This window comes from Prosthecobacter sp., from assembly GCF_044373815.1.
Classification (GTDB): Bacteria; Verrucomicrobiota; Verrucomicrobiia; order Verrucomicrobiales; family Verrucomicrobiaceae; genus Prosthecobacter.
This window is the reverse complement of sequence record NZ_JBIPNG010000135.1, coordinates 1-14,302: the sequence shown is the minus strand read 5'-3', so window position 1 is coordinate 14,302 and position 14,302 is coordinate 1. Positions and strand designations below refer to the sequence as shown.

General features: G+C 59.1%; 14 protein-coding genes. 4 read left to right on the top strand and 10 right to left on the bottom strand.

Annotated features, from left to right (window positions below; all coding sequences use genetic code 11):
• From ACIREA_RS13010 to ACIREA_RS13000, 3 genes are all read right to left on the bottom strand, one after another.
• A partial coding sequence (locus ACIREA_RS13010; protein ID WP_397382705.1) for a discoidin domain-containing protein occupies nt 1–603 on the bottom strand: 603 nt, incomplete at its 3' end.
• Nucleotides 604–650: 47 nt separating this feature from the next.
• Nucleotides 651–2,063, bottom strand: a complete 1,413-nt coding sequence (locus tag ACIREA_RS13005; RefSeq protein WP_397382704.1) for a Gfo/Idh/MocA family protein — start codon at nt 2,061–2,063, stop codon at nt 651–653.
• A gap of 99 nt (nt 2,064–2,162) precedes the next feature.
• Nucleotides 2,163–2,645 carry a TQO small subunit DoxD gene (locus ACIREA_RS13000; protein WP_397382703.1) on the bottom strand — a complete coding sequence of 161 codons (483 nt, stop codon included), beginning with the start codon at nt 2,643–2,645 and terminating at the stop codon, nt 2,163–2,165.
• Nucleotides 2,646–2,905: 260 nt separating this feature from the next.
• Here ACIREA_RS13000 and ACIREA_RS12995 point away from each other — a divergent pair, with 260 nt between their 5' ends.
• The 3 genes from ACIREA_RS12995 (at nt 2,906) to ACIREA_RS12985 (ending at nt 5,307) form a co-directional block, all read left to right on the top strand.
• On the top strand, nt 2,906–3,361 hold the full coding sequence (locus tag ACIREA_RS12995; protein WP_395731908.1) for a Crp/Fnr family transcriptional regulator: 456 nt from the start codon (nt 2,906–2,908) through the stop codon (nt 3,359–3,361).
• A gap of 80 nt (nt 3,362–3,441) precedes the next feature.
• A complete protein-coding gene (locus tag ACIREA_RS12990) occupies nt 3,442–3,825 on the top strand; it encodes a DUF3307 domain-containing protein (RefSeq protein ID WP_397382702.1) in 384 nt (127 codons plus the stop codon).
• Nucleotides 3,826–3,906: 81 nt separating this feature from the next.
• Nucleotides 3,907–5,307: an alkaline phosphatase family protein gene (locus ACIREA_RS12985; RefSeq protein WP_397382701.1), complete on the top strand. Its 1,401-nt coding sequence runs from the start codon at nt 3,907–3,909 to the stop codon at nt 5,305–5,307.
• A gap of 83 nt (nt 5,308–5,390) precedes the next feature.
• Here ACIREA_RS12985 and thiS read toward each other — a convergent pair whose 3' ends face one another.
• The 4 genes from thiS to ACIREA_RS12965 all read right to left on the bottom strand — a co-directional run bounded on the left by thiS (nt 5,391) and on the right by ACIREA_RS12965 (nt 7,750).
• The gene (gene thiS / locus ACIREA_RS12980; protein WP_397382700.1) at nt 5,391–5,591 is read right to left on the bottom strand and encodes a sulfur carrier protein ThiS; all 201 of its coding nucleotides are present in this window, start codon (nt 5,589–5,591) and stop codon (nt 5,391–5,393) included.
• Between the two features lie 15 nt (nt 5,592–5,606).
• Nucleotides 5,607–6,737, bottom strand: coding sequence for a 2-iminoacetate synthase ThiH (gene thiH / locus ACIREA_RS12975; protein WP_397382699.1), 1,131 nt, complete (start codon nt 6,735–6,737; stop codon nt 5,607–5,609).
• Nucleotides 6,738–6,848: 111 nt separating this feature from the next.
• The gene (locus ACIREA_RS12970; protein WP_397382698.1) at nt 6,849–7,196 is read right to left on the bottom strand and encodes a VOC family protein; all 348 of its coding nucleotides are present in this window, start codon (nt 7,194–7,196) and stop codon (nt 6,849–6,851) included.
• Nucleotides 7,193–7,750, bottom strand: a complete 558-nt coding sequence (locus ACIREA_RS12965) for a DUF3592 domain-containing protein (protein WP_397382697.1) — start codon at nt 7,748–7,750, stop codon at nt 7,193–7,195. The genes ACIREA_RS12970 and ACIREA_RS12965 overlap by 4 nt, the downstream gene beginning before the upstream one ends.
• Before the next feature lie 129 nt (nt 7,751–7,879).
• Between ACIREA_RS12965 and dacB the strand changes: the two genes are divergently transcribed.
• On the top strand, nt 7,880–9,442 hold the full coding sequence (dacB, locus tag ACIREA_RS12960; protein WP_397382696.1) for a D-alanyl-D-alanine carboxypeptidase/D-alanyl-D-alanine-endopeptidase: 1,563 nt from the start codon (nt 7,880–7,882) through the stop codon (nt 9,440–9,442).
• Nucleotides 9,443–9,990: 548 nt separating this feature from the next.
• Here the strand turns inward: dacB and ACIREA_RS12955 are convergent.
• From ACIREA_RS12955 to ACIREA_RS12945, 3 genes are all read right to left on the bottom strand, one after another.
• Nucleotides 9,991–10,623, bottom strand: coding sequence for a DUF1080 domain-containing protein (locus ACIREA_RS12955; protein WP_397382695.1), 633 nt, complete (start codon nt 10,621–10,623; stop codon nt 9,991–9,993).
• A 101-nt stretch (nt 10,624–10,724) separates the two neighbouring features.
• Nucleotides 10,725–12,254, bottom strand: coding sequence for a TolC family protein (locus ACIREA_RS12950; RefSeq protein WP_397382694.1), 1,530 nt, complete (start codon nt 12,252–12,254; stop codon nt 10,725–10,727).
• On the bottom strand, nt 12,214–14,302 hold a 2,089-nt coding region (locus tag ACIREA_RS12945), incomplete at its 5' end, for an efflux RND transporter permease subunit (protein WP_397382693.1). The genes ACIREA_RS12950 and ACIREA_RS12945, both read right to left, overlap by 41 nt.

Below are 14,302 nucleotides of genomic sequence, written 5' to 3'. Positions count from 1 at the left end.
ATCAATGACGCGGCCATGGTTGGTCTCAACGTAGGCTGGATCAGTGCCCTTGCCCATGCCGGAGGTGTCGTCATGGTCGGAGTTAAACAGAGTGGTGACACCAGCCTTGAACTCAGGATCGTCGGACACCTGCACTTCCACGTCGATGTAGGCCTGAGCCTGCTTGTGGTAGTGCCACATGGCGATCTTGTAGACGTTCGACGCAGCGCCGAGGTCGATCTGCACCCACTGTTTGCCGGGCATCAGTTCCACGAAGGAACCGTCAGCACCGTCGGCATCGCCGTCGGTCACGAGGCTGAGTTCACCGATGATCGGTGCACTGTCAGAACTGGTGACGGTCTTGCCTTTGGCAAGGTTCGTGGTGCCTTTCGGGACCATGATGGTCTTGACCACCTTGCTGGGGTCGGCCTTCTCAAGGTTCGGCAGCTCAGCAGGCACCGGCGTGCCGATGAACATGGGCTTTGGGAACTCGAGCGCGATCTCGACAAGATCACCAGCAGGAGCTGCTGGGGCTGCTGCCGCTTTCGTTTCTTCTTTCTTGCCGCAGGAGGCAAGAGTAAGGACGAGCGCGAGGCCCGTGAGGATGTGGAGGGTGTTTTTCATGGGGAATTTGGCTGGAGGTTGTGTGATTGATGAAGTTCCGCAGCAGATCAGGCCTGGAAGTCTTCGGGCTTGAAGATGTACTTGCCGCCGGCGGCGGAGGCCTCGTAGGCCTTGAGCACCGTCACGCAGGATCTGAAGGCCGCTTCGACGTTGCAGGTAAGGTGCGCAGGATCTTTCATCTGCACCGCCTCGATGAAGTTCGCGACATGCGGCGTGTGAGGCTTGACCTTGAGTTTTCGGGCCAGTTCCCATTGGGAAAGCGCCTTGCTCTCGCGCACGTCGGCGACGCTGACGGCACCATAAGAAGGAGCCTTCGGCTTTTCCCAGTCACGGGGATGTTCCCAGAACTTGTTCTTGGCCTTGTCCGCCGCCTTCATGATGGGCGGGTTCTCACCCAGGGCGTACGCTTCCCAGTCCTGGCCGGGTTCGGCGTAGAGCTGGTTGCCGTTCGTGTCGAGTTCGGAGATGATCGCAGTGCCACCGGTGCCCATGTGCTTTTCATACGCACCCTGGGAGCCCGTGGTGGTCAGCACCTGATAGTAGGCGCGCAGCGCTCCGGCTGCCGTCTTGAATTCGTAGATGCACATCATGTTGTCCGGCAGTTCGAACTTCGGGCGGCCTTCCGTGCCATCGAAGTAGTCCACGCCGCCGGAGGCAATGACCGAAACGGGTGTCGACTCATACATCCAGTTGAACATGTCAATCTGATGCGCGCCGAGGTCGGACAGCGGGCCGGCTCCATACTTGGAGAAGAAGCGCCAGTTGCGGTACTCTTCCAGGCTGTTGTAGCCGTGCTTCGTCAGCACTTCCTGAGAAATTTCATAGCCCTTCACCGCGCCCTGCGGGGCGCTGCCGGAGACACCACGGTTCCACTGCGCATACGCGTGGGTGATCCGGCCCAGCATCTTACCCGGCTTGATCACGTTGTCGCGCAGGTTGATGTAGCGCGGATTGGAGTGGCGCTGATGGCCGATCTGGAAAATACCCGGGTTCGCCTTGCCGGCGCGCACCATGTCGCGTGCTCCCTCGATCGTGTTGCTCATCATCTTCTCGCAGTACACGTGCTTGCCCTTTTCCAGGCAGAGGCGCGAATACGGAGCGTGCATGAAGTCAGGCGTCGCGATGAACACCGCCTCAATCGAGGGCTCCTTGTCCAGCATCTCGTTGATGTCGTAGTAGACTTTGATCTCACCTTCGACCTGAGCCTTGTTTTCACCGAGGAAGCCGCCTTTGGTCTTGCGGATGGAGAACTCCCAGATGTCGCACATGGCCACCCACTGGATGCCAGGAACGTCTTTGGAGGCCACGCGTAGGGCGTTGCCCTGCGCACCGCAGCCGACGAGAGCGCACTTGATCGTGCGGCCTTTTTCGGTCGCTTGCGCGATCGCGCTCTTGCTGGTGGCGAGATAGATTCCGCTGCTCGTCAGAGCACTGGTGCGGAGGAAGCCGCGACGGTCCATGAAACGGGACAGTGGCGCTGGGGAAGGGGATGGAGGCTGGGAATTCATAGGTGCAATCAGGCGTGTGGGTTCACTGCCAATGACGACGTGAAGTCGTGGTTATGCCTTCTTGCGGCCAAGGATGCAGTCGATCGAGAAGGTTTTCGCCTTCGAGGTCACCAGCGCGGCGGCCACGATCAGAATGGAAAGACCGATGTTGCTCACCACTTCCGTGTCATCCGGCAGGGCGGCAAGTCCCAGACCCAGGGAAAGGAAGACCAGGCCGGCGGCCAGCAGGCCAAACTCAGTGAAAATGCCAATCGCAACCCAGATGCCGACGGGCACAAGAATGTAACCGATGGTCGCGGCGAAGGCATTGCACGCCCACTCAGGCATGAAGCTGTTGTCCGTCATCAGCTTGGCCAGCGGGCCGGTTTTCTTCGCATAATTGTCCAGACCAAAGCTCACCGTCGGTCCGTTGCCCCAGCGAAACTTGTCGAGACCTGCCATGAAAAGGCGCAGGCCGACCCAAAGACGGAGCAGAAGATGTGCAAAATCGTAACTGAGGCTGCCGCAGCATTTGGAGGAGGAAGAGTCGGACATGGATAGGGTCTGGGTGGCTGGTTGAAGTGAGACATTGATTTTGAACCGGGGCCCTTGGAAATCCAGCAAAATTTAGGATGTACATACTTCGCAAATGTGAACGACCACAGTGGGTGGAAATGCTGGATCGCGCCCCTTTTCGGCAAATGTCACAATTTCAGTGTTGCAGGGGGGGATTCCGTGGCTTCTCGCTCAGCGTGCTTGCCATTCCGAGCATCTCCGCTTAAAAAAGACTGCTTAATTCATCCTTACTGATTCCCATGAGCTCACTCTCGTCTCCCAAACTACCGGCCCAAGGCATCCTCGAACCTCTTGGTGACGAGGATCGCGACATCCTCAGCGGCTACGGCGAATTCCTGCCTGTGCAGCCCGGCCAGCATCTGATCGAAGAGGGGCAGCAGCAAAACAGCCTGTTCTTCGTCGTCTCCGGCAAGTTCCACGCCACCGCCATGCGCGGCGGCCACAAGGTGCTCCTCGGCTCCATCCAAAAAGGTGAGACCATCGGCGAAATCAACCTGCTCGACCCCAATGTCGCCAGCGCCAGCGTCACCGCTGTCGAGTTTTCCCAGGTCTGGCGCATCGACGGCGCGACCCTCGAAAGCTACATCAACGAATACCCGCGTGCCGCCGCATGGCTGCTCATCGGTGTCGGCCGCACCATTTCCCACCGTCTCCGCGCGGTGAATGAGAAGATCGCCGCCTTCTACAGCGCCTGATTCATGCACGTGAGGCGGATTGTTTTGCGCTGGTGTGAATCACGCATTGCAGTCCGCTCTTCATCGTGGAAAACTTCTGCATGTCTGGCCTGCTGCCATTTCCTCCGCACACTTGGCTGGAAGCCATCCAGGTCATTTTCCTCCTGTTCGCCGGTCATGCGGTGATGGACTACCCTTTGCAGGGTGAATTCCTCTCCATCTGCAAAAACCGCCACCTGCTCTACAAGCTGCAGGATCCCTCCCGTCCGGTGCAGATCTGGCCTTGGTGCATGACCGCCCATTGCCTGATCCACGCCGCCGCCGTCTGGGCCATCACCGGCTGTTTCATTCTCGGCTCCATCGAATTCGTCCTGCACTGGCTCATTGATTTCGCCAAATGCGAAAACAAAACCACCTTCACTCAGGATCAGGCGCTGCACTTCATTTGCAAAATCGCCTACGTCATCGCCGCGATGCTCTACTGAGGTTTCCAGTTCTCCGTTCGCAGTTCACGGTTCCCATGCTAACAAAAGGGAACTAAAAACCGAGAACAGCGAACTTACGTCATGCAGCGCACCGCCATCCTGAACGTCGTCGGCCTCACCACCCGGCTCATCGGCGAGCACACCCCGGCCATCCGTGCCTTCATCGAGCGCAACCGCTCCACGCTCATCGAGCCCGTCCTGCCCGCCGTCACCTGCACGGCCCAGGCCACCTACCTCACCGGCAGACTCGCCCGAGATCACGGCGTCGTCGCCAACGGCTGGTATGACCGCGACTACGCCGAGCACCGTTTCTGGAAGCAGCCCGAGCAGCTCATGCAGGGCGAAAAACTCTGGGAAGCCCTCCGTCGCGTCGATCCCCAGTTCACCTGCGCCAAGCTCTTCTGGTGGTTCAACATGTACTCCACCGCGGACATCTCCATCACCCCGCGCCCGCTTTACCCCGCGGATGGCCGCAAAGTCTTCGACATCCACACGCATCCGATGCCCCTGCGGGATCGCATCAAAAAAGATCTCGGCCCCTTTCCCTTCCGCCACTTCTGGGGCCCCGGCTCCGACATCAAATCCTCCATCTGGATCGCCGAAAGCGCCAAATGGATCGAAGAAAAACACTGGCCCGGCCTCTCCCTCGTTTACCTCCCCCACCTCGACTACAATCTCCAGCGCGTCGGCATCGACATGGACAAAATCCGTTTCGATCTCCGCCAGATCGACAACGTCGTCGGCGATCTCATCCGCTTTTACGAGACACGAAACATCAAAGTCGTCCTCCTCTCCGAATACGGCATCACCAACGTCGAGCAGCCAGTCCACCTGAACCGCGTCTTCCGCGAGAAGGGCTGGCTCAACATCAAAGACGAACTCGGCCGCGAAACCCTCGACCTCGGCGGCTCCAAAGCCTTCGCCATCGCCGATCATCAGGTCGCCCACATCTACGTCAACGACCCCAGCCTCCTCGCCAGCGTCCGCAGCACCCTCGAATCCACCCCCGGCGTCGCCCAGGTCCTCGGCAAGATGGAAAAGCATCTCGTCGGCCTCAATCACGAACGCAGCGGAGATCTCATCGCCGTCGCCGATGCCAAAAGCTGGTTCACCTACTACTACTGGCAGGACGACCGCAAAGCCCCCGACTTCGCCCGCTGCGTCGACATCCACCGCAAATGCGGCTACGACCCCGCCGAGCTCTTCCTCGATCCCGCCATCAAGTGGCCCAAGCTCAAAATCGCCGGCAAGCTCGCCAAAAAAGCCCTCGGTCAGCGCATGCTCATGGACGTCATCCCTCTCGACGCCTCCCTCGTCAAAGGCTCCCACGGCCGCATCCCCGAAGACCGCGCCGACTGGCCCGTCCTCATCGGCGACTTCGATCAACTCCCCCGCACTGGCATCCTCTCCGCCCACGAAGTCTGCAATCACCTCTTCCGCCTCTGCTCCAGCGGCAACGGCTACGCCGGCGTCTCCCGCTAGGATTCTCTTTGCACAGGAGGTTCCCGAGGTCCTTGTCGTGAAGTGGTCCGCACTCTCCGAGTGCGGCGTCTGGACGGCCCACGCTAGCCCCCCGCCGTGATCTGCACCACCTCGATCACATCCCCATCGTTCACGCTCGCCCCATCAATCTCCCTCGGCAGCAGCGCGATCTGATTCTGCTCCACCACCACAGGCTTGCCTCCGAGACCAATAATCTCCAGCAGCGACCTCACCGTCTGCGGTCCATCCAGCTCACGCTTCTCTCCGTTCAAAGTGATCTTCATAGCAAAAGTCGTCATTTAAGCAGCCAGGATCGAAGCATCCCAGTCCTTCCACACCGGATCCAGCCCCTGCAGCCGCAGCATCTCCGCCACACTCTGCGGTGATCTCTGATCCGCGATGCCAAACTGCCCCTCGGCACGATTCGACTCCGCCTTCGTCTCCACTTCCACGCGCTTGCCACGCACCGTCAGGTGCAAGTCATCATTCCCAGCCCCCGTGTAGCCACCCGGCTCCGTATGGCTCCCCGCGCTCATCACCGTGATCCCCAGCGGTGCCAGCGCATCCCGCAGCGGCGCAGACTCACGCGTGCTCAAAATGATCCCCACTTCCGGGAAGATGATGCGGTAGGCGCAGATCGTCTGCACCAGCGCCCAGTCCGGAAAATCCGTCATCGGCGTGAAGCCACCCGCCGCCGGCCGCAGCCGTGGAAACGCCACCGTGAAGCTCGCTTTCCAGCAGTGCTTGTAAAGATGCTCCAAATGCGCCGCCAGCCGCAGCGCTTCCAGCCGCCAGTCACTCAGGCCAAACAGCGCGCCAATCCCGATGCGGCGAAATCCCCCCGCATAGCCACGCTCGGGGCAGGCCAGCCGCCAGTCAAAGTCCTTCTTCGGCCCCGCCGTGTGCATGTCTTTGTAAATCTCACGGTCATACGTCTCCTGATATACCACCAGGCCCTCCGCGCCCGCCTTGACCATGCGCTCATACTCCGGCGCCTCCATCGGCCCGACCTCGATGCCGATCGTCGGCACAAACTCACGAATCGCCCGGATGCATTCCTCCAGGTAGCCATCGCTCACGAATTTGGGATGCTCTCCCGCCACCAGCAGGATGTTCCGAAACCCCTGCGCCACCAAGTGCTTCGCCTCCGTCACCACCTGCTCGATCGTTAGGGTCACACGCAGGATCGAGTTGTTGTCGCGTGAAAATCCGCAGTAGCTGCAGTTGTTCACGCACTCATTGGACACATACAGCGGTGCAAACAGCCTCATCGTCCGCCCAAAATTCCGCCGCGTGATCATCCGCGACTCCTTTGCCATCGCCTCGATCTGCGCCGGACCCTTCGGCTCCAGCAGCGCCGCAAACCGCTCCATCAGCGGCGTTTTACGCGCCGGGAGGGCATCAAGCGTGGGGATGAAGGACGTCAGCATAAGTGGGGGGCGGATATAATACGCACCCGCCGCCCCATGCAACGCCGGGAACCACAGCGAACGCCGAATTCAGCCCCAAAGGCGTCGGGGTCTCGCCCCCGATTCTTTTCTTCACCCCACATACTGCGTCATAAACACCTCATTCCCCTCCGCATCCCGAAAAACCCCCAGCAAAATCGGCTCCCCCTCACGCTGCTGCGGCGACTGCAAAATCTTCGCCCCCGCACTGGCAATCTTCTCCGCCATCACCAGCACGTCCTCATACTGAAAGCTAAGCCCCGTCGGATTCCGCGAGCCGTCATGCCCGCCATGCAGCGCGATGATCGCATCCCCAAACCGCAGCTCCGTCCAAAAATCGCTCACAAAGATCTCCTCCAGGCCGATCACATCGCGGTAAAACGCCACCGCCCGCTTCATGTCGGCGGCCATCAGCATAAACTTCACTTTTTCAGGTTTCATCGGTGGGAAGAATCGTTGCCGGGTTTCTCTGGGTCTGAGGCGGCCACCTGGCTGTAAAACCGCGCTTTGCTCTGGGCAAAGCTCGCATCAAATCGTTTGCTCAATATCATCATGCCACCCACAGCGAGCATCCAGATCAGTCCGCTGCCCAAAATCACTCCTGGGGAAAACCACAGCATCCACGTGTTTTCAATGAACATCTCTGCGGGATCTTGGGCATCGTAATAAACGCCGACCTCATCACCACGCTTAAAATGATCGGACCGCGCCGCCCTCGATGATTGGGCCTTGTGCAAGCTTCCCCGCGCATCACGAAACTCCACCACCGGGTAATAGCTGATCACCTGCTTCGCCTGCGGCGATTCACTCGGGCTCCGCTTGCTCAGAATGCCGACCACATCAACAATCACGCCCGTGGTTTTTTCAGAGCTGTAAAGAAACCTTGCCGTGTTGGCGGTCCATATCAGCCCGGCACCGGCAATCAGCCCGCCAAAAACAAAAAAACCCCACAGGATTCCCTGCATCGTCCATTTTTCAGGGGCCAGTTCAAACATGGAGGCGATGTTAGTCCCCTCAGGTGATCCGGCAAGTGAAGAACAGGCGCGAAACAATGCACCATCTTCCCATCCTCCATTTCCCAGCGCCTCGCTTGGCGCTGCCGCGTTTCAGGTTACACTCAGCGCATGTTAAAAAACATCGTCATCCTTCTGCTCGCCTCGGCGCTGGCTGCTTCGCTCCTTCTGCGGCGCGATGCCGGCTCTCACGCGGCACCTTCAGTGACCTCCGCCCCCCTGCCTGCTCAGGTGGAGCCTCCAGCCATCGTCCCTTCCGTCCCGGTCCCTGTCACCACACCAGCAGAAAAAAGTCCGCCCCAAGAAGCCCCTCCCGCCCCTCTCAATGCCGTCGCCAAGTTGCTGCAGGAAGCCCGCGCAAATCCGGTTCTCACCGGCACCGCCATTGGCTTCTGCCTCATCGACAGCAAAGGCGTGGTCACCATGGATGAAAACGCCGGGACGGCCCTCATTCCGGCCTCCAGTTTCAAAACCCTCACCACCGCCACCGCATTGGAAATCCTTGGGCCGGACTTCCATTTCACCACCGAACTCAAATCCACCGCACCCATCCAGGAGGGCGTTATCAGAGGCGATCTCGTCATCGTCGGCGGCGGCGATCCCATGCTGAAGCTCGACGATTTGAAAGCCTGGGCCGCCGATTTGAAGCAGCGCGGCCTCCTTCGCATCACCGGCGGCATTCGTGTCGACCCCAGCTTCTTCAGCGGCAGCCTCTACGGCGACTTTTGGAATTGGGGCGACATCGGCAACGGCTACGGCAGCGGCGTCGCAGGGCTGAATCTCAATCACAACCGCTACATCGTGATGTTTCAGGCAGGGCCCGAGGTGGGTTCTCCCGCCCAACTGCTCGGCATCAATCTCGAAGTCCCCGGCGCAATCTGGAAGAATGAAGTGACCACGGGCCCTGCCGATTCCGGCGATGGCGTCATGATTCACGGTGGCGAAAACACCAACGCCATCCACTTGCGCGGCACCGTCCCTCTGGGAGCCACAAAATTTCAGGCCCGGGGTGCCGTGCCAGATCCCGCACGTTTTGCCGCACACCATTTCCGCGCCGCCCTGCAGGCAGCTGGCATTCAGGTGGGCAGCCCAGGCACTGGCGCTGGTCCCGCCAAAAAAAGTGGCAGTGGCAGTGGTACTGCCAAAAGCAGTGGCAGTGGAGTAGCCACCAGCATCGCCCCAGCCTCCCCCAGTCATTCACTTATCAAACACGACTCCCCGCCGCTGCTCGACATCATCAAAAGCATCCACAAAGTCTCCGACAACCAGGAAACGGAATGCGTTTTCCGCATGCTCGGCCTGAAGGCTGGCAAACCATCCGCTGAAGTCATCCGCGAACACTGGAAAACCCGCGGCCTCGAATTCGCCGGCCTCCGCATGGAAGACGGCAGCGGCCTCTCCCGCGCCGACTTCATTCGTCCGCTCGATCTCGCCCGCCTCCAGTTCGTCGCAGGCACCGGCCCGCAGGGGATCGCATACAAAGCCTCGCTGCTCTCCGAAAACGGGCTCACCTGGAAGATCGGTGCCATGTCCGGCATCCGCACCTACACCGGCTACGCCAAAACCAAATCAGGCGAGGAATACAGCTACGCCCTCATGGTCAATCACTACACAGATGGCAAAACCGTCTCCGAGCTTTGCCGCCGCGTGCTGGACGCGATGATGGGCCTGTAGCTCTCCATGCTGATAGAGCCTCGCAAAACAAGAGGGGACCATTCCGACGAAGAAGCTGCTCGAAAGTACGATGGGCACTCTTGCCCGTCGGCCAGCGTCACCGCACGCATGTTGGCCCTCGAGTCACGCCAGACGAATTTTTGCAACCTTACCACTTCGCACTTCCTCCCGCCATAGATCTAAGCTGCGCAGCCTTCCCAAACGTCTGAGTACTCTATAAGCGCCGTTTGAAAAGTAGCCATCTCGCTCCGCGAGATGAGCACAGCTCTCCCATCATATCTCGCACCTCCCAGCAGTCCACACACTCTCTCCCTCCGAAAGCCCGGAGGGCTGGCACAACCGTAGCCGTGGTGCCAACCCACGGAACCTCATCACCCATTCCTCTCAAATTCCGTGGAACCGCGTAGCGGTGGCACAAAACACCGCCACACTCCTGATGAGCAGAACCTGTGATAAATTAGGTTTTCAATCACCGCCTAGGTAGGTGAAGCAGGGGCCGGGGCACGACGGGCAGGCGTGCTCATCGCATTCGTCCCTTTTGCCTCCCCCTACTTCAGCTCCTGAATCCGCAGATTACGAAACTTGTACGTCTGCCCCTTCTCACCATGATGCTGAATGGCGATCACGCCTCTCGCATCCTTGTCGTCCTCCACATCCGTGGTCAGCACCCCGTTCACGAAAATCTTCAGGCTCTTCCCACGGCATTCAATGCGGTAGTTGTTCCAGTCATTGCGCTTGAAGGCATCACCGGCACGGGCGCGGAAGGCGGCTTCGCTTTCCTTGTTGCCCTTGATCGGACTCGCAAACCACATGCGCCGCCCTTCATCATACAAGCCACCGCTCCACTTGCGGTTCGCATCCCCATCCACTTCCGCCTGATAACCGAAGACCTTGTTCTTCTCCACATGTGCCCGGAACATGAACCCGCTGTTCGCCTGGCCTGCAGGCAGCAGAATGTCGCCTTCAAAGATGAAGTCACCGTAGGTCTTCTCCGTCACCACGAAGAACTTCTTTTCTCCCGTGAGATGAATTTCCCCGTCCACAATGTCGATCTGGCCCCACTCATACGGGTTCTTCCAGCCCGTGAGTGTTTTACCGTCAAAGAGTGACACGAAGTCATCAGCGAAAGCAGGAATCGAGATGGCCAGGGCGAGTGCGGCAAGTAGAAGGCGTGGTTTCATGGTGGGCCACGACCAAAGCCATCCTGTCCGGCAAAACAAGAGCCTTTGCGTGTTTAAATGGGCGGTGCCAATGACGAAGCGCTGGTCAAAGCAGCACCAGCCTAGCTGCCACCTTTCAATTCACCCACCACTTTAGGCGCCGCCATCTTGGTGGAGTTGCCCGAGCCGCCAGCCGCGCGGTTGTAACCGCCGCCGAGAGCCTTGTAAGCCTTCACAAAAGCATTCAGCTGCTCCTGCTTCAGCTCGATCAGATCAATCTTCGACTCAAGTGCATCACGCTGGGTCAGCAGCACTTCAGTGTATTCCGCACGGGCGTTGAAGAAGAGCTGGCCGGCGATGTTGATGGAGTCGTTCAGAGCCGCCACCTGCTGGGCCTTGAGATCGTAGCTCCGACCGTAGTTTTTGATCTGCGCGAGTTGGTTCACCGTTTCGACGTAGGCTTTCAGCACCGTCTGCTGGTAGGTGTAGATCGCCGCAATCTGGCGGGCGCTCGCGCCGAGGAACGCTGCCTTGATCGCACTCCGGTTGATCAACGGTGCCATCACGTTACCGGCAATACCATAAACCAGCGAAGCCGGGGTGGTAAACGCGGACTCCAGTGAGAAGGACTGCAATCCCAAGGCTCCTTTGAGACTGAGGGAAGGGTAGAATCTCGCCGCCGCAGCCTTCACATCCAGCCCGGTCGCCGCCAGTTCCAGCTCCGCGCGCCGCACGTCCGGACGGTTCCGCAGCAATTCGACCGGCAGTCCGGTGTTGATGCGGCCAAGCATCAGTTGCTCGAAGCCCTCAGACTTCCGCGTCACGTGCTGGGGGTAGCGACCCACCAGATAGTTGAGCTTGTTTTCAGCCACCGTGATCTGCTGCTGAACTTGGAACTGATGGCTTTGGTTCTTGAGCACTTCCGCCTCAAATCGGCGCACGGCAAGCTCCGTGACCCGGGCGTTCGCTTTCTGCAGCCTCACCGTCTCGAGCGCATTCTTTTGAATCTCAATCATCCGCTTCAGGGTCGTCAGCTGGTTGTCAAACGCCACCAGTTCATAGTAGGTCTGGGCGATCTCGGAGACGATGTTCGTGATCATGAAGTTCCGCCCTTCCTGGGTGCCCAGGTAGCGCAGGATCGCGGCATCCCGCTCGTTGCGCAGCTTCCTCCAGATGTCCACTTCCCAGTCAAAGTCGGCAGAGAAGCCGAAGTTGGGCATGTTGGTTGGAATGACTGTTCCATCTGCAATTTCATTGGCGGGATTGTCTTCCGCAGCTCCGGCGGCCGTATGCCTGCCCACTTTGTCCAGACCGGCGGTCGTGCCTGCGGTCACAAAGGGGAGAATGGCGCCTTTGCGCGCGCGCACTTCGGACTTCGACGCCTCGATTTCCTGCAGCAGGATGTTCAGTTCCTGATTGTTCTGCAAAGCAGTGCCAATCAGGGAGGTCAGGTTTGGATCCTTGAAGTACTCCTTCCATCCGATCACGGCGGAGTTCTTCGTTCCCGCCGTGTCCGGAAAGTTGGCAGGCAGCGGCGGATCACTCGATGGCAAAGGGTCACGACGGAGCACCGAAGAGCACCCCTGCACCATGACGATTAGACAAACGAAATTAAATGCTAGGAGCTTGTTCTTCAGGTTTTGCATGTTCATGATGGCCGTACTCTCCGAGTTCGCTCAGCGGTGTATCGTCTTCATCTGGGAGAAGCTTTCCACGGGCTGCGATCGTGCCGAAGATATAATAAAGTCCGGGAACGACAAGCAGACCGATCACCGTTCCTAAAAGCATCCCGCCAGCCGCTGAGGCACCAATCGTCTTGTTGGCGATTGCGCCCGCTCCCGAGGCCCGCAGCAGGGGGATCATCCCCGCGATGAAGGCGAAGGATGTCATCAAAATCGGACGGAAGCGCACCTTGGCGCCTTCAATGGCCGACTCAAGGATGGAAAGCCCTTCATGATGCCGTTGGGAGGCGAATTCGACGATCAGAATGGCGTTCTTGCCCAGCAGGCCCACCAGCATGATGATGCCCACCTGCGCATAAATGTCGTTGTCCAGTCCCATCGTCTTAAGCAGCGCAAAGGACCCCATGACACCCACTGGCAGGGAGAGGATCACGGCCAGCGGCAGTGTGAAGCTCTCGTACTGCCCGACCAGCACCATGTAAACGAACAGCAGCACCACGATGAAAATATACATCGCCTCATTGCCTCGTCCCACCTCGTCAAACGAGAGCCCGGCCCAGCCGATGTCAAAGCCTCGCGGCAGGGTCTTCTTCGCCACGTCCTGGATCGCTTTGATGGCATCACCGCTGCTGAAACCTGCGGCCGGCGCACCCTGGATGGACGGTGCCGGGTAGGCGTTGTAACGGGTGATTTCATTCAAGCCCAGCTTCGGCTTCAGGCTCATGAATGCCGAATACGGCACCATCTCGCCCTTTTCATTGGCCACATACATGTCCTTGAGATCCTTCGGCAGCTTCCGGTAGTCCGGATGTGCCTGCACATACAGCTTGAAGAACTGGCCAAACTTGATGAAGCCCTGTTCGTACGTACTGCCGATCATGACGGAAAGGTTGTCCATCGCCTTGCCAATCGAGACCCCCTTTTGCATCGCCACTTTGTTGTCAATGACGAGCTCGATCTGGGGATAGTTGGCGCTGAAGAAAGTGAAGAGGCCGCGGAGTTCTTTGCGCTTCCCGAGCGCCGTCATGAACTCATCGTTCACCACCTGCAGCTTGTCGTAGTCACCCGTGTTGGTCTTGTCCAGCAGTCGGAGCGAGAAACCACCCGCTGCACCGTAGCCGGGAACCGCTGGAGGCTCGTAGAACTCGATCGTGACACCCGAGATGGCTTTGCATTTCTCTTCCAGTTCCGCGATGATCTGAGGTGCGGTCAGTTTGCGCTCATCCCAGTTTTCCAGATTGATCAGACACGTGCCGGCGTTCGATCCGCGGCCCTCCGTCAGCACTTCGTAGCCCGCCAGCGATGACACGGAGTCGACCCCTTCAATGGTCTTGGCGAGCTTCTGCAGCTCGGTGGACTTCGCTGAGGTGCGTTCCAAGGTCGATCCAGGAGGCGTCTGCAGAATCGCGTAGATCATTCCCTGGTCCTCCGCTGGAATGAAGCCTGCGGGCAGTTTTTCGTTGATGAAGTAGATCGCTGCACCGGCCATCCCCAGCACTGAGAACGTCAGCAGCCGCCGGTGGACGATCTTTCTGAGGATGGCGACATAAATGTCCGTCACCTTTTCAAAGACGATGTTGAAGATGTGCAGCAGCCACGCAATCGGCCCGCGCCATTTGCGCTTGTGGCCGTGTTCGTTGTCGTGCCCATGCTCGGACTTTTTCAGGATCATCGCGCACAGCACGGGCGTCAGCGTGAGCGCCATGACGCCGGAGAGCACGATGGCCACCGCCATGGTGATCGAGAACTGCCGGTAAAAGACCCCCACCGGGCCGGTCATGAACGTCACTGGCACGAACACCGCAGTCATCACCAGCGTGATCGCGATAACGGCGCCGGCGATTTCATGCAGCACCATCTGCGTCGCTTTGTAGGGGGTGATGTTCGTCCCGTGCATTTTCGCATGCACGGCCTCCACCACCACGATGGGGTCGTCCACCACGATGCCGATCGCCAGCACCAGCGCGAAGAGCGTGATCAGGTTGATCGTCACCCCAAACATCTGCATGAGGAAGAAC

What these genes read in the sequence shown, in the direction of transcription:
- thiS (WP_397382700.1), bottom strand. Translation starts at nt 5,591, where the DNA reads ATGAAGATCACTTTGAACGGAGAGAAGCGTGAGCTGGATGGACCGCAG.
- ACIREA_RS12965 (WP_397382697.1), bottom strand. Translation starts at nt 7,750, where the DNA reads ATGTTTGAACTGGCCCCTGAAAAATGGACGATGCAGGGAATCCTGTGG.
- ACIREA_RS12970 (WP_397382698.1), bottom strand. Translation starts at nt 7,196, where the DNA reads ATGAAACCTGAAAAAGTGAAGTTTATGCTGATGGCCGCCGACATGAAG.
- ACIREA_RS12990 (WP_397382702.1), top strand. Translation starts at nt 3,442, where the DNA reads ATGTCTGGCCTGCTGCCATTTCCTCCGCACACTTGGCTGGAAGCCATC.
- ACIREA_RS12995 (WP_395731908.1), top strand. Translation starts at nt 2,906, where the DNA reads ATGAGCTCACTCTCGTCTCCCAAACTACCGGCCCAAGGCATCCTCGAA.
- ACIREA_RS13000 (WP_397382703.1), bottom strand. Translation starts at nt 2,645, where the DNA reads ATGTCCGACTCTTCCTCCTCCAAATGCTGCGGCAGCCTCAGTTACGAT.
- dacB (WP_397382696.1), top strand. Translation starts at nt 7,880, where the DNA reads ATGTTAAAAAACATCGTCATCCTTCTGCTCGCCTCGGCGCTGGCTGCT.
- thiH (WP_397382699.1), bottom strand. Translation starts at nt 6,737, where the DNA reads ATGCTGACGTCCTTCATCCCCACGCTTGATGCCCTCCCGGCGCGTAAA.
- ACIREA_RS12985 (WP_397382701.1), top strand. Translation starts at nt 3,907, where the DNA reads ATGCAGCGCACCGCCATCCTGAACGTCGTCGGCCTCACCACCCGGCTC.
- ACIREA_RS13005 (WP_397382704.1), bottom strand. Translation starts at nt 2,063, where the DNA reads ATGGACCGTCGCGGCTTCCTCCGCACCAGTGCTCTGACGAGCAGCGGA.
- ACIREA_RS12955 (WP_397382695.1), bottom strand. Translation starts at nt 10,623, where the DNA reads ATGAAACCACGCCTTCTACTTGCCGCACTCGCCCTGGCCATCTCGATT.
- ACIREA_RS12950 (WP_397382694.1), bottom strand. Translation starts at nt 12,254, where the DNA reads ATGAACATGCAAAACCTGAAGAACAAGCTCCTAGCATTTAATTTCGTT.